Here is a 14150-nt window from a genome sequence, read left to right as displayed (position 1 = left end):
GCGTCGCACGTCGGGCAGCCGAGGTGCCCGTCGCCCGCTCGGCGGCGCAGGCACTACGACATGGTCCCGGTCCCGTCAGCGGCAAATGATAGACCGATGACAGCATCTTCCCGGCGGCCAGTCATCATGGTTTCCTTGTTCGGCCGAGCGGGGACGGCGCGCGGAAGGCGGTAGGACCGGCATGGTGACGGACACCGAAGTCGGACTGGTCCGGGTGGTGGTGGTGACGCCACGCCGGCATCTCGACCTGGCGTTGCCCGGACAGCTGACCCTGGCGATGTTGTTGCCGGCGGTGCTGTCCCACGCCGGCGACGAGGCCACGCACCAGGCGGGTGAGCAGGGCGGCTGGCTGCTCCGCCGCACCGACGGAACCCCGCTCGACGTGGGTCGGGGCCTCACCGCCCAGGGCGTACGCGACGGCGACGTGCTGCATCTGGTCCATGCGCAGGTCGACTGGCCGGAGCCGGAGTACGACGACGTGGTGGAGGTGATCGCCGCCAGCGCCCGGCAGGGGGGCCTGGTCTGGAGCACCGGGGTCAGTCGCTGGACCGGCACCGTGGCCATGGGAGTGCTGGTCGCTGCGGCATTGGCGGTCTGTCTGCGCACCGCCGTCCAGTCGGAGACCGCCGCCCAGTCGAGCATCGGCGCCTGGTGGGGGCTGGGCCTGGCCATCGGCTGCCTGACCGGCGGCATCCTGCTCACCCGGGCGTACGACGAGCCGGACATCGGCCGGACCGTGGCCGGATACGGCCTGGTCGCCGCGTTCGTCGGCGGACTGCTCGTACTGCCCCGCACCGGCCCGGGGCCGGAACTGGCCGCCCCACACCTGCTCACCGGCTTCGCCCTGCTGCTGCTCGCCGGCACGGTCGGCTACCTGGGCAGTTCCGGCCGGCGCTGGCTCTTCGTCGCCGCCATGGTGGCCGGCGTCGCCGGAGCGGGCGGCGCACTGGTGGCGCTGAGCCCGCTGGACCTGCCGTCGACCGCCGCCGTCACCGTATCGGTGCTGCTGCTGCTCACCCCGACCTGGCCGGCGATCGCCGGACGGCTCGGACGGCTGCCGCTGCCCGCGTTCCCCCGGAGCACCTCGGAACTGCTCCAGGACGCGCCGCCGACGCCGGCCGCCGTCACCTTCGGCGTCATCGCCCAGGCCGACGACATGCTGACCGGCCTACTGGCGGGAGCCACCGCCGTCATCGCACCGGGACTGGTGGCGCTCGGCCTCGCCGACGGGCTCGCCGCGCCCGTACTCGGTGGCGTCGTCACCGCTGCCTGCCTGCTGCGCGCCCGGCTGTTCCCAGCCGTACGACATCGGTTGCCGATGCTGCTGGCCGGTCTGACCGGACTGGTCGCGTTGTCGCTGCGGTTACCCGTCGAAGACCCACCCGGCTGGTCCCTCCTGGCACTGGTCGGCTCCGCGACGGTCGTGCTCGCCCTGGGCCTGCGCCGCAACCGCTCGTCGGTCTATCTGGGTCGGGCGGCCGAGCTACTCGACATCCTGCTGCTGCTGGCTGTCGTGCCGCTGGTCTGCGGCGTCCTCGGCCTCTACGCGGTGATGCGCGGGCTGGCCGGTTGAGCACCCCTGCGCCTGGCCCAACTACGGAGGGATGATGCCAACACGCCGCGACCAGGTGCAGTCCTACCAGTTCATGATGCAACGGGTGATGTCGGCCTTCGCCCACCAGGACACCGATCCGGTGCATCCGGCCGGGCGGCGGCTGCTGGGAGCCGGCCTGGCCGGGGTGATGGTGGCGGCGCTGGGCCTGGCGGGCATGGGTGTGTACGGCATGCTCCGACCCGGTGGCAACAAGACCTGGCGAGACGGTTCCGCCGTCATCGTGGAGAAGCAGAGCGGCACCCGATACGTCTACCGGGACGGCACGCTCTATCCGATGGCGAACCTCACCTCCGCGGTGCTGGCGCTGGACGGGCCAGCGAAGACGGTCGGGGTGGCGGCCAACTCCCTGTTGGGTGTCCCCCGTGGTCCGCTGCTCGGAATCGTCGGCGCACCCGACGCGCTGCCGCCGGCCGCGCGGGTGACCGCCAAGCCGTGGCAGTTGTGCGGGCTGCCTCCCCAGGCCGGCGACCGCCCGCACGGCTTCACCAGTCTGCGCATCGGCGTCGACTCGACCGGGCGGGAGTTGGGCGACGACGCGCTCCTCGTCGAGAACGCCGATTCCCGGCGTCTCTTCCTGATCTGGCACGGGCGTCGACACGAACTCATGGACCGACGGGTCGCACTGACCGCCCTGGGCCTCGACCAGCAGCCCGCGATCGTGGTCCCCCGCGCGTGGCTCGACGCGTTACCCGCCGGAGGGCCGCTGACGACCCGTACGGTGATCGGCCGGGGGCAGCCTGCCACGGCCGTAAGCGGTGCGCTGGTCGGCCAGGTCTACGTGGTCGACGGCACCAGTCAGCAGTACTACCTGGTCGCGGAGGCGAACCGGCTGGCCGCCATCACCCCGGTGGAGGCCCGGATGCTGCTGGCCGACCAGGCGACCCGGGCCGCGTACCCCACCGGGCTGGTCCGTGCCCTGACCCTGACCTCGATGCAGGCCGCCGCAGCCGAGAAACAGCCCCCGCCGGACCACGACCCGGCAGCCCCACCGGCGGTCGCACCCCCGATCGTCACGCCCGACCTGGCGCGTTTCGCGATCTGCGCCACGTTCGGCAACCCGGTCGACCCGCCCCGGCTGACGATCGACCCCGCCACCGCGCAGACCGGTCCGGCGACCACCACCGGCCGGTCGGCGCAGGGCGCAGCGCTGGTGGATCGGGTCGAGGTGCCACCCGGCTGGGCCGCCCTGGTCGAGGCCATGCCGTCCCCCGATGCGGCTGCTGGCACCCGTTACCTCGTCAGCGACCTGGGTATCCGGCATGCTCTCGCGGATCAGGACGTGCAACGGCGTCTTGGCTACGAGTCGGCCGCCCCGGTGCGGCTGCCAGCCGGTCTGGTCGCCCGAATACCGGAGGGGCCGGTGCTCGACCCGGCCGCGGCCCGCCGGCCGGCGCTGCCCTGAGCAGGACCTCCACAATCGGGGGCCGTCACGAGCGTCGTCACCACAGTGGACGACGACGCGAATTCCGTCGTCGTCTATCTTTTGCCGGGTCGGTCCAGTTCGGTACCGTCAAACCGGCACCGCCATCGAGCGGGCCGCCGTCCGGAGTGGTCCGACAACAGAGGAGATGGTCGGCAATGGCAGCCGGGTTGGAAACCGACGTCCAGGTAATGGCGAAGGCCGCACAGCATGCCGCGAACATCAGTGCCCAGCTCTCGGCAACCGCAGAGGCGATGAGTACGCAGCTCAGCGTACTCAACACCGGCTGGGTGGGTGCCGGCGGCGGCGCGTTCCAGGGGGCACACCAGCGCATCCGGGGTGACATGGACCGGATCAACGGCGCGCTCGGCCGGTTGTCCACCTTGATTGGCGACGCCAGCCGTCAATACACGACCAGTGACGACGAAACCCACCAGGAAGTGACCCGGGCCGGCTCCGAGGCCGGCACCATCGCCGGCACCATCAACTTCTGAGGCTCCGCCCGCCAGGAGGTATCCCACCATGTCCCAGATCACCGTCCAGTTCGGAGCGCTCGACATGGGTGTGGACGCCCTTGCCAGCGCACACCGGACGCTCCTGTCCCAGATCAACGACCTGGAGGCGGCCATGCAGCCGCTACTGGCCGTCTGGGACGGCACCGCCCGGCAGGCATACCAGCAGTGCCAGGCCGACTGGCGCCGGGCCGCCGACGACATCGGCCGGGTACTGACGCAGTTGAAGGACGCGGTCAACAACTCCAACGCGACGATGCAGGCGCGGGAGCGCTCGAACACCGCCCTCTTCGGCGGCTAGCCACCGGCCCGGCAAGCAGCCGTCATCCCCGCGTCCGGGCCGGCGGCTTCGGCACAGCGAAGTAACTGTCCGTCAGCTCGGGCAGGTCCGGCTCGACCGCCGGGCCTGCCCACCCCGGCCCGGCGATACCCGTGCCCCGGGGGCGTCCGGCCGTGCGACGCCGCCGGACGCCGACCGCCAGAACGGTGCCCAGCACCAGCAGACCAGCACAGAGGCCGATGACCAGCGCCGAGTGTCGCGCGGATCGCCACCGGGCAGCCGCCCGCTCCGCCACCAGATCGGCGGTACGCGGGGGCAGGTCCGGCAGCACCCGGGTGCCTCCGGCGGCCGTCGTCTCGGTCACGGCCCGGTACGGGTCGACCATGCCGTGCGTATAGCCTCCGCTCCCCGTACCGCCGGGGATCTGGTTGGCGGTGGCCACCATCCGGCGCTCGACCTCGGCCGCGGTGAGTCCCGGCTCTGCCGACCGGATCAGTGCCGCGACCCCGCTGGCCAGCGCCGCCGCGACACTGGTGCCGGACCAGATCGCGTGCCCACGCTGTCGGGTCGCGGCCACCAGCGCACCCCCGGGTGCCACGACGTCGACCTCTGGTGACACGGGTGAACTGGCGAGCCGGACCCCATCGCCGGCTACCGCGCCGACACTGAGCACTCCGGGATAGGCGGACGGAAACCACGGCGGGTCCGCCAGATCCGGCGAGCCGGGATCCTCAGCGCCATCCGGCCGACTGCCGGCGGCGGCGACCAACAGGACGTCTCGCTCACTCGCGTACCGCACCGCAGCCCGGAGCTCAGTGGTGTCGAGTGGCGTGACCAGCGAGACGTTGACGACCTTCGCCCCGTGGTCCACCGCCCAGGTGATGGCTCGGGCGAGCAGGCTCGTCTCCGCCTGTCCCATCTCTCCTCGTTCGGTGATTCTGACCGGCAATATGGTGGCTCCGGGCGCGACCCCCACGAAGCCGGTTCCCGGGGCCGACCGGGCCGCGATGAGGCTGGCCATCGCCGTCCCGTGCGACACGCAGTCGGTCCGCCCGTCCGGACTCCCGGTGACGAGGTCCAGGCCACGGCCGACCCCACCCCGTAGCTGCGGATGATCGTCGTCGACGCCGGTGCCGATCACCGCGACGGTGATGCCGGTGCCGATGGTCACCGGCCACGCCCGTCGGAATCCGAGCATGAGCTGTTCCGGTGGCAGCTGACTGGCCACCTGCCCCGGCTCCGCCGGTGTCGAGCAGGCGACATCGGCCGAGCCCGGCACGGCTACCCCCAGCGCGCCGGTCGCGGTGCCGATCGCTGCCGCCAGCAGAAGCCCCAGGCAGCGGGCCGCCGATCGTACTTGGTATCGCACCTGTCCCTCCACTGTGCACGGGTGAGGCCACGGACGGTCGATGCATTGTGGAACGCCGTGCTGCTTAAGTATCGTGGTCTCACCGTATAGCCGATCATCAGTCGTGGGCCATGGTCGCGCCGGCTTCCACGGCACGTTTCGGGAGGCTTCATGGATCACGATGCGATGCGCGCCTACACGGACCAGTTGACCGTCCGGTTCGAGAAACTCCGGGTCGAGGCCGCCCAGGTCCAAGGCCGGGTCACCGCCATCCGGGCCACCGCCACCTCCCCGGACGGATACGTCACGGTCGTCGTGGACCACCAGGGTCAGGTGCAACGGCTCGACATCGACCCCCGCGTCTACCGTCGTCCGGACTCGAAGCAGCTGGCCGAGACGATCCTCGAGACGATCCGCCGCGCGGTCGCCGACGCCGGTCGACAGGTGACCGAGGCAGCTGGCGACGACCGTCTGACCGCCCTGCCCGCGAATCCGTTCGACCTCGACCTGGACGCCGTCTTCGACGAGTTCGACCGACGGGTCGAAACCCTGCCCACGGAGGGGTCACGATGAGCAACCCGACGCGCACATCCATAGACACCGACGCGGCGCGCCGGGGCATCGACGATCTCCTCGCCGTCGCCAACAACGAGACCCTTGCCAGGCTACGGGATCTCAAGGAGCAGATCGGCTCGCTAGAGGCTGGTCGCCCGTGGGGCGGCGATGCCTCGGGAGATGCGTTTCAGAAGCGATACGCCACGGCGCCGGACTCACGAGAGGTGGCCATGGACCTCGTCAACCGCCTCAAGGAACTGGCCGATCACCTCGACAGCGGATGGCGCGGGTCGATCAACGATGACGAGTTCACCCGAGAGCTACTCACCTCGGTCCCCGTCGTCGATATTCCCAACCTGCGGTTCTGACTGCCGCCGGATGTCCACTATCGACTAGGCGGTGGCGATGGCGGTGGCATCAGGTGGCCCGCCCGACTTCGGCGGCGCGTTCTGGAACGGCGTGCGAGACGCGATCCTCTTCGGCAAGACGTCCGGGGCCTTGGGGGCGGACCTGGCCGCGCTGGTCGGCGACAAGCTCGATGACGCGCTGTTGCTGGGCGTCGGAGGAGCGCTCTGGCCGGAGGGTGACGAAGATCGGCTCTGGGACCTCGCCGAGACCTGGCGGGACTTCGCCGCCGAAATCAACGTTCTGCAACGTGATTACGGCGCGGGCGTCACCAAGATCGTGTCGGCCTGGGGTGGTGACGTCGGCCCCGCCGTACTCGAACGCTGGCAGGAACTCAGCAGCGAGGTGGGCGGCCTGATGGACGTCCACGCGATCGCGGTACAGGCGAGCATGGGTGCCCGCAAGGCCGGAACCGACATCGAGTTCGCAAAACACAGCCTCATCGGGATGATCATCATCACGATGGGAATGGTCTTCGCGCTGGCCATCAAGTCGTTCCTGAACCCGTTTTCCCGGCCTGCCGTGGTGGCCGGACAGGCTGGTCTCATCATGCTGGCCCGAAAGAAGGCCACAGAACGCATAGCCACGCTCACCGCCCGGATGGGTGGTAAGCAGATCGGCCGTACGCTGCCCCGCGCCGCTGCGCCCGCCGCCGCCCGCACCACCGCGCCGGCGTTCACCAGGACCACAGCGGCCAAGGCGGCCACGGCTGCCAACAGCGCCGCCAGGCCCACACTGGCGCAGACCTGGAAGACCGTGGTCACCCGGGACAACATCAAACGCTCGGTGCTGTCGCAGGTCGCCCTGATGAGTGGGGTCAACCTGGCGGTGCAGGGAGAGCAACTCGGCCGTGGCACCCGGGACGCCTTCGACCTCCGCAGCTTCGGTGCCAGCACCCTGACCGGGGTGACAGCCGGTCTCCTGATGGTCCCGGTTCGCGTGCCATTGCACGTGGGCACCCGGAAGGTCCTACCTGTCAAGCCGTCGCCTGGCCCGTCGTCGGCGGTGCCCACCTCAACGCGTTGGCCGCGTACGGCCGCCATGCTGGAAGAGGGACTCTTGATGGCGGCCACCCTGCCGCCAGCCAGCATGCTCGCCAATGGCGTGGTCTACCAGCAGTGGCATCTACCCACCCCGCGCGAATGGGCGATCGCCGGCTATCAGGGCGCCTTCACCCGGGGACTCGGCCTGGCCGCCGAGGCCGGGGGCAGGAAGCTCGGCGGCTTGGGCCTGGTGCCGTTGAACGACGCGAAGAACCCCGTCGGGTACGCGAAGACCAGTCCCGAACCGGTGATGAAATCCGCTCCACTACCCGAACTGCCGTACCAGCATCTTCACCCTGCCGAGAAGCCGCTGAAGTTCGGGCTCGACCCGGTGACCACCGGGCACCTCAACCGTCCGGACGTCGTGCCCAGCGTCACGAAGGCCAGCCCTGCCCCGCACCCGAGCCCCCGGCCGGTAGAGGCGAGCGCCCCGACCCACTCGAAGACACCGACCACCGTGGTGCCAGACCTGGCTCGCCCCGGGAACGAGCCGGCCGGCGGTGCGCGTACCAACGAGCCGGCCGGCGGTGCGCGTACCAACGAGCCGGCCGGCGGTGCGCGTACCGCCGCCGAGCCGGCCAACCCGACGCGGGGCCGAGAGCCCGCCACGCCACCCCAGTCCGGCCCGCCACCCCGGGGCAGAGCCGGTGGGGTCACGTCGGTGTCGCATGCCGAGAACAACACCGGAGTCCGCCCGACCGGTGAGCCCGCCGCCAGGAGTGCCCCGGCCAACGGCCCCACACCGCCAGCCAGGAGTCACGAAACGGCTCCGCCGGAAGGTCGCGGCGGCGGCGAGAGGACCGGCCCGAGTCGCGAGCATCCGACCGAGACCGGCCCGAGTCGCGAGCATCCGACCGAGACCGGCCCGAGTCGCGAGCATCCGACCGAGACCGGCACCGACCGGGCGGAGGCGGTCAACGGCTCGGGGACCCGGAATGGCAGTCCGGACGGACGACACACCGGTACTCAGATCAACGCCACCGAGTGGGTGGGCATGTCGGCGCACGGCGGCACGCAGTCGCCGGCCGAGACCCAGGCGGCGATCGGCCGGGGGTTGGGCCGGGTCCGCGAGATCCTGGAGGAAAGTGTCGGCAAGGTTCGGAGCGTGACCGTCGACCAATCCGGCGGCACCTACCGGTTGGTTGTCGTGACCAGGCGGGGCGTCAGCCACACCTTCGAGATCGTCGTCGGCCCCACCGGTCCGGACCAGGCGGCCATGACCAACATCGGAGGCGGTTCGCGGCGCGCGAAGACCCACCGGGTGACGATCTCCGAGGACATCACCGGCACCAGCCTCGACGCTGCGGTTGGCCGCGCGATCAGTCACGAGGTACGGGAGACGCTGCATCAGGACTCCAGCGCGTTTGGCCGGGCGCTCCGGCGTACCGGGCCGCCGTCGGTCCTGTTCGCCGGCTCGACCGTCGGACCGGGTCCGGTGCGCCTGAGCGGCCACGACGCCGGCCGGGTACAGGAACTCCAGGTGATGATCCGGGAGTATGCCGGCGCACCGGTGCGGGATCGACCAACGCTGGAAAAGCAGCTTGGCCGCATGGTCGACGAGTTGGGCCTGACCAACTCCGCTCTGCGCGATGCGGTGAATCAACTGCTGAACCCACACGAGACTGGACTTGTCGAGCACCTGGCGGACCCTCGGGCGAGGTGGCGGGGCACCCAGCCCCCTCGCGACCCGGCGTGGCAACAGGCCGCCGACGCGATCCTGCCACTGCTGACCAGCCAGCGCGGGTCCGATTTCTGGCTGGTGACTCGGGAGGGCGGCTTGATCGTCGCCTATACCGCACAGGGCGGATCGGTGCGGGTAGCGATTCGGAACGCAACGTCCCACCTGGAGATGGTCGAGCAGTTGGGGCGGGATCTGTCCGCCGCGCTCGAAAGGCGACAGCAGCTCAGCAGCGGCATTCCCGACTCGCTGGCGCCTGACCTTCCAGGTGGGAAGTCGTTGAAGCTCGGCCCGGCCGACCGGAAGCACATCGGTGCCCTGACGGCGCTGGGGCGGCTGTATGAGCAACTGCGTCGAGAGGAGTTGGACCCCGCGCTTCGCCAAGCGAACGACAGCACCCTGGACGGACTCTCCGCCAAGGATCTGGCATCGCACCCGACGGCACCCGACGCGGTCAAGGCAGCGGCCGGCAAACTAGCTCCCGTCGAGAATCGCCTCCGTGAGCTCATCCACGGCCCGGAGGGACGCGACCACGGACTCGGGCTGGGCAAGGATATTCCGGGTGCCAGGCAGCGGCTGGAACTACTCAAGGACGCCATGCCGGACTCCCTCTTCGCCGTCGTCGATCGACTCGCCGCCCCCGAAATGTCCACCGACGGGGCGCTGGCGCTGGCCCGACACCTGGCCACGACGGACGCGGTGGAGGGGGTGGGGATCAAACCGACGAACGAACTCCCCCTGGACGCCGACAGCGCGCGGAGCACGCCGATGGAGCCGCAGGACATCCGGGCCGCCCAGGACGGCCTGAACAACCGCTTCAAGGACGTCTATGTGGCGTACTCCAACTCCGCCGGCAAGGCCAAGGGGTCGGTCACCTTCTATTTCGTCAGGGACCCGTCGGCCACGGATGCGATCACGATCGAGCGGGTGGCGAACAGTCAGTTCCGGATCACCATCTCCGACAAGCTCACCGAGCAGTCATGGGCCGCCGGGCGAGACGCGCTGGCCAAGGAGCTACGCAACCTGGTAAACGAAGAGGCCTATCCACTGCCGAGCCGAAGATGGCTGTGGGCCAAGTCAGGCATTCCATCAGGTGCTCAGGCGATCACCATGACGGCCGTGATCCAGGCGGCATCGGTCGGTGGCCCGATCAGCGCGAAGCTGTTCTTGATCGCTGGGTTGACATCCGCAGCCGGGGAGATGGTCGGTGGCTGGCGCGGTGCCCGCCAATCCGCCACGGCGGGTGACCAACGGGCCCGCTGGCAGCAGAGTCAGACTGGCCCGCCGGATCGGGCCACGCTGGCGCGGGATGTGAACGCGGACATCCAGGCGACCAAACCAATGCTGGAAAAGTACGGGCGACCGCCCACGAGCGAGCCGACAGAGAACGCGATCGTCTCGACGAATTCAGCTGATAGTGCCGCTCTGCTGGCCCGGGTCAAGCAGATATTGCAGACAGGGGTCAGCTCGTCCGAGGTGCCCGGCGCGGCAAGGATAAAGATTGCGCGCCTGGACCCGAACGACCCCAACGCGCCGATCAGGATAACCATCCGACTGGCCAGCCCGCACGGTGCCGCAAGCCTCACGATCACGATCAAGGGAGTGGCCGCCCGCGGTGAGCTGGTGCTACAGGGGACGAAGTTCAACAAGCTGACCGGTCGGGTCAGCTACGACGCCTACCTCGGTGCCGATGTGGTCGCGAAGTTTCGGGAGCACCAACAGTCACCAACAAGCTCGGGTGCCGACCCGGTGCGCAAGGAGATGCTCTCGGTCCTGGCGGAGGCGGTCCAGGACCGTGCCAACCTCTTCAGCAAGGAACAGAGTCTGCGCTGGCAGTTGGCCCGGAGCGGTCCGACGGCCGCGGCTGGGGTCGGGAGTTGGGCGGTGCTCGCCGGTACCGGCGTTCCGGGACTGGGATTGGCTGTGGGGGCGGGATTCCTCGCCAGGGCCGTGACGCGGGCTCCCGTCGACTTCGCCTATGACCACACCGCCGCTGCGGAGAGTTCCTTCTCCGGTGCCGCGCGGAGCTCCGACATGGGGCATTCCGGCAAGGCCAACCGGATGGGACTCGGTGCGAAGGTACTGCACGGGATATCCCACGTAGCCGACATCGTGGAGGGGATGCGTTACAACGCGCATCTGTTGGACAGTGGCACACCACCGTCTGCCAGCCTCCTGGGCGTTCTGGCGGCGGAGAGTGCCCTCGTCAATCCGTCCCGCACCAGTCCAGATCCGGGGTTCACCGCGGAGCGTTTGGCAAACGGCCGGATCGTGCTCAAGCCCACAACCGGACGCTCGATCGAAATCGAGATCCACGAAGGCCCGCACAACTGGGTACGCCTCGTGCACGCCGGCAAGGGATTCATCGTGGAGGTGCCACGCGACGGCAGGGGCGAGATCTTCATCAAGGAGGTCCAGGAGGCCGCCGCGAACGCTGTAAAAGTTGCCCAGGCAATCAGTCCTCGCGGCCTGTTCCAGTTCCTCAAGCCCTCGGGTCCGAATGTCGCGGTGATCGGCGGAACGACGGCCATCAACTCCGCGGTGCTGGGCGGTTCCGGGCTCAGCGCCTTCGGCAACCGCAGTGCCGGTGCCGCCGGCACCGGCCCAGCCGGCAGGATGAACGAGCAGGGATGGTTGCACGGCCAGCTTGAGGCGGCTGGGCTCGGATACGACAAGTCCAAGCACAGTAGTCCGGCAGATCTCCGGGCGGGCCTCACCCATGCCGAGCAGCAGCAGTCGGCAACCATCAACGACTTGGTCAAGCTCCTCGGGAGCGCCAGACCCGCAGAGGTCCAGGCCCTGAAGGACGCCCTACGGGACTACTTCCTCGATGCCCAGAAGCAAGAGGCGGTCGCGGACGAGATCATCGCGAGACTGACGAAACCGAAGGAGCACGGCGAGCTTCCCCACGTCACGGAGGCCGTTGATCTGGGTGGCGGGCGCTACCTCCTCAAGGTCGTACCCGAAGGCAGCACAGCCGGGCGGGTGTTGCGTAACGAAAGCTCCTTCGGCCTGGTCATCGAGGTCGCGTTCAAACCTCTTGAGGGCGATCGGGCCGTCGCGGTCTACCCGGTGAACGACTCGGCCGAACTCCTGATCGTGGTAGATCCGAACAAGGCACCGGCCCCGGGTGGTGCGCAGCCGGGTGCGGGGGCCCGACCGACTCCACGTGAGGCGTTCGTCGAGGTGCTCAACGCCTACATTCAACTCAAGCTCACCTCGCCGAACGGCGAGGTGCCCTGGACCAAGATCTTGGGCAACACCACGGTGGTAGCGGGTGCCGGCGTAGCGGGGGTGCTCGCCTCGGCGGTGCTGGGGGTCAACGGAGTGCCCAGATCCGCCTTCACCCGGGCCCTCTACGGGTCCGGACAGGTGGTGACCGACGCGTACACGGGACAGTGGTTCGGCCGAGGATTGGCGGTCGACCGCGCCCGAGCGGAGAACGTGCTCGCCGACATGACCGGCGGGCCGTCGGCGGTACGGCTGAACTACGTCCTCGCACAGAACGCACGGCTTCGGCAGGTGGCGGATGTGATCGACGCAGCCTACGACGCCCTCTACCAGGCCAGGGGTTGGGACACGGCGAAGGTGGCGAGTGCGATCGACGGCCTCATGCAGAGCGGCCTGCGCGATCGAGACCTGGTCAACGCGGTTCACGAGGCGTTCGCCGCGCTGCCGCGCGACACCGCCCGAGAGGTGGCGGAGAACTATGCGGCGACGGTCGCCGGGTATCGCGGGGTGCCGGCTGACGTGCTCTATCAGGCTCACAAGAGCCTGCTCGAGGAACGACTGGCCGACCTCCGCCGGAATTCCTCACGTACGCCGGAGGAGGACGCCCAGCTCGCCGCGCTCACCCAGCTGAAGCAGGGGTGGCCCGACCCGGCGGACCCCACTGCCCCGCATACTTCCCGGCAGATCCTGTGGCATTCACCCGACCTCTCCTACGCCGCAGAGGTCTTCGGTGATCTGGCAAATGCCCAACACGTAGCGGTGGTGATCGCCAACCACCCGAATGGCTTCGCCGACACCCTGCCGCCCGCCGCCGGGCTCAGTGATTCGAGCGGGGTGGCTACCGTGGTGCTCAACGGCCCGCTCATGTCCGGCCCGGCCGGGAGGGATGCGTTGCACTCGGTACTGCAAAGCATCGACACGGTACGACACAGCGGCGCGGATGTCACCGTCATCGCCCATTCGCGCCACGCGCCGATAGTGCTGGGCATCGCGCCACCGCCCACCAACCGGCCCGTCCTGCCGAACCCCCAGCCGATGTCCACCGTGTCGATACGTCGGCTGTTACTGCTCGACGCCGACCTGAGAGATCCGGCGCTCCGCCAACGGCTGGACCAGCTGGCCAGTGCGGGGGTGCTGATCACCGTCGGCTACCCGGACGGCAGCCAACCAAACGCTCCACGTCAGGCGACACAGGTGCCGATCGGTCCGGTCAACTCCGGACTGAACGGATACTTCGATGCGGACAGCGTTGCCCGGCGCACACTCGACGATGTCATCTCCGGCACCTTCGACCCACCGTTCCGAGCCTTTGGCGGCCTGCTGGAACTCCGGCCCGAGGAGGGCTGGGAGTTGGACGCGCGGCTGGAGCAGTGGGCCACCGACGCGTACGCCGAGATCCGGGCGGTCGACGACGTGGCGGAGATCGCGGTGGCGCTCGCCGACGCAGCCCGGCAGGACGGCTCCCGAGGTTTCCGCCCCGAGGAGATCGAGCTGGTACGCCAGCACCTGTTCCTCGACGAGCACCCGATCGACTCGGACGACGGTCGGAGGGTGGTGCCGCGGCGCTACGATCCGCACCCGGACATCGCCGAGGCGTGGCTCCGGCTCCGGACCGGCGAATACCTGCCCGCCGACCTCGTGCTGCTGGAGCACGAACTCGCCGAGGCGCGATACTTCGCCGCCCATCCCACGGCGTCGTACGCCGAAGCACACGCGGCAGCGAACCACACCGCCAACTGGCAGGACCGGATTCCGCGACGGCTCAGCGAGGTGCTGGAGGGTTTCGAAGGTGCCCTGCCCCCGGATCGGTTCACCGCCCTGCGGCAGTTGGTGGACGACGGTGGACGGGAACAGGTGGTCACGAGGCTCTGCGCGACGCTGGACGAGCTGGGCATTCCCGTCACCCGGGCCGAGCACGCGGAACTCGCGGCGATGACCAGCCGTCCGGCACCCGCCGCCGGCCCGTCCGGTCCGGTGCCCGGTGCCCTCGACAGGCTGACGGTCCGTGGCTGAGACTCGTCGGCAGAGTTCTGATCGAGACACGTCAGCGGGAGGCCGGCACC

At 69.6% G+C, this 14150-nt stretch carries 8 protein-coding genes; 7 read left to right on the top strand and 1 reads right to left on the bottom strand.

Annotation, left to right across the window (positions count from 1 at the left end; translation table 11 throughout):
• The first annotated feature begins 184 nt into the window (after positions 1-184).
• From eccD to FHR38_RS19595, 4 genes are all read left to right on the top strand, one after another.
• Positions 185-1573, top strand: coding sequence for a type VII secretion integral membrane protein EccD (gene eccD, locus FHR38_RS19610; RefSeq protein ID WP_184536047.1), 1389 nt, complete (start codon positions 185-187; stop codon positions 1571-1573).
• Between the two features lie 34 nt (positions 1574-1607).
• Positions 1608-3017 (top strand): type VII secretion protein EccB, encoded by a 1410-nt coding sequence (eccB, locus tag FHR38_RS19605; RefSeq protein WP_184536046.1) that lies wholly within the window; start codon positions 1608-1610, stop codon positions 3015-3017.
• A gap of 176 nt (positions 3018-3193) precedes the next feature.
• Positions 3194-3529: a WXG100 family type VII secretion target gene (locus FHR38_RS19600; RefSeq protein ID WP_184536045.1), complete on the top strand. Its 336-nt coding sequence runs from the start codon at positions 3194-3196 to the stop codon at positions 3527-3529.
• A gap of 28 nt (positions 3530-3557) precedes the next feature.
• Positions 3558-3848, top strand: coding sequence for a WXG100 family type VII secretion target (locus FHR38_RS19595; protein ID WP_184536044.1), 291 nt, complete (start codon positions 3558-3560; stop codon positions 3846-3848).
• Between the two features lie 22 nt (positions 3849-3870).
• On the opposite strand, the gene mycP is transcribed toward FHR38_RS19595, so the two are convergent.
• Positions 3871-5196 carry a type VII secretion-associated serine protease mycosin gene (gene mycP / locus FHR38_RS19590; RefSeq protein WP_184536043.1) on the bottom strand — a complete coding sequence of 442 codons (1326 nt, stop codon included), beginning with the start codon at positions 5194-5196 and terminating at the stop codon, positions 3871-3873.
• Between the two features lie 150 nt (positions 5197-5346).
• Here mycP and FHR38_RS19585 point away from each other — a divergent pair, with 150 nt between their 5' ends.
• Genes FHR38_RS19585 through FHR38_RS19575 form a run of 3 tightly spaced genes read left to right on the top strand, consistent with a single transcriptional unit; the run spans position 5347 to position 14100 of the window.
• Positions 5347-5748 (top strand): YbaB/EbfC family nucleoid-associated protein, encoded by a 402-nt coding sequence (locus FHR38_RS19585; RefSeq protein ID WP_184536042.1) that lies wholly within the window; start codon positions 5347-5349, stop codon positions 5746-5748.
• Complete coding sequence (locus tag FHR38_RS19580) at positions 5745-6098, top strand: hypothetical protein (RefSeq protein WP_184536041.1); 354 nt, start codon at positions 5745-5747, stop codon at positions 6096-6098. Before FHR38_RS19585 ends, FHR38_RS19580 begins: the two co-directional genes overlap by 4 nt.
• A gap of 37 nt (positions 6099-6135) precedes the next feature.
• On the top strand, positions 6136-14100 hold the full coding sequence (locus FHR38_RS19575) for a WXG100-like domain-containing protein (RefSeq protein WP_184536040.1): 7965 nt from the start codon (positions 6136-6138) through the stop codon (positions 14098-14100).
• The last annotated feature ends 50 nt before the right edge of the window (positions 14101-14150 follow it).

The sequence above is a fragment of the Micromonospora polyrhachis genome, assembly GCF_014203835.1.
Lineage (GTDB): Bacteria > Actinomycetota > Actinomycetes > Mycobacteriales > Micromonosporaceae > Micromonospora_H > Micromonospora_H polyrhachis.
This window is presented reverse-complemented; position numbering and strand designations above follow the sequence as displayed.

Excerpts from the sequence above, each read along its gene's own strand:
- FHR38_RS19600 (WP_184536045.1), top strand. The coding sequence starts at position 3,194 with ATGGCAGCCGGGTTGGAAACCGACGTCCAGGTAATGGCGAAGGCCGCA.
- FHR38_RS19575 (WP_184536040.1), top strand. The coding sequence starts at position 6,136 with ATGGCGGTGGCATCAGGTGGCCCGCCCGACTTCGGCGGCGCGTTCTGG.
- FHR38_RS19580 (WP_184536041.1), top strand. The coding sequence starts at position 5,745 with ATGAGCAACCCGACGCGCACATCCATAGACACCGACGCGGCGCGCCGG.
- FHR38_RS19595 (WP_184536044.1), top strand. The coding sequence starts at position 3,558 with ATGTCCCAGATCACCGTCCAGTTCGGAGCGCTCGACATGGGTGTGGAC.
- eccB (WP_184536046.1), top strand. The coding sequence starts at position 1,608 with ATGCCAACACGCCGCGACCAGGTGCAGTCCTACCAGTTCATGATGCAA.
- FHR38_RS19585 (WP_184536042.1), top strand. The coding sequence starts at position 5,347 with ATGGATCACGATGCGATGCGCGCCTACACGGACCAGTTGACCGTCCGG.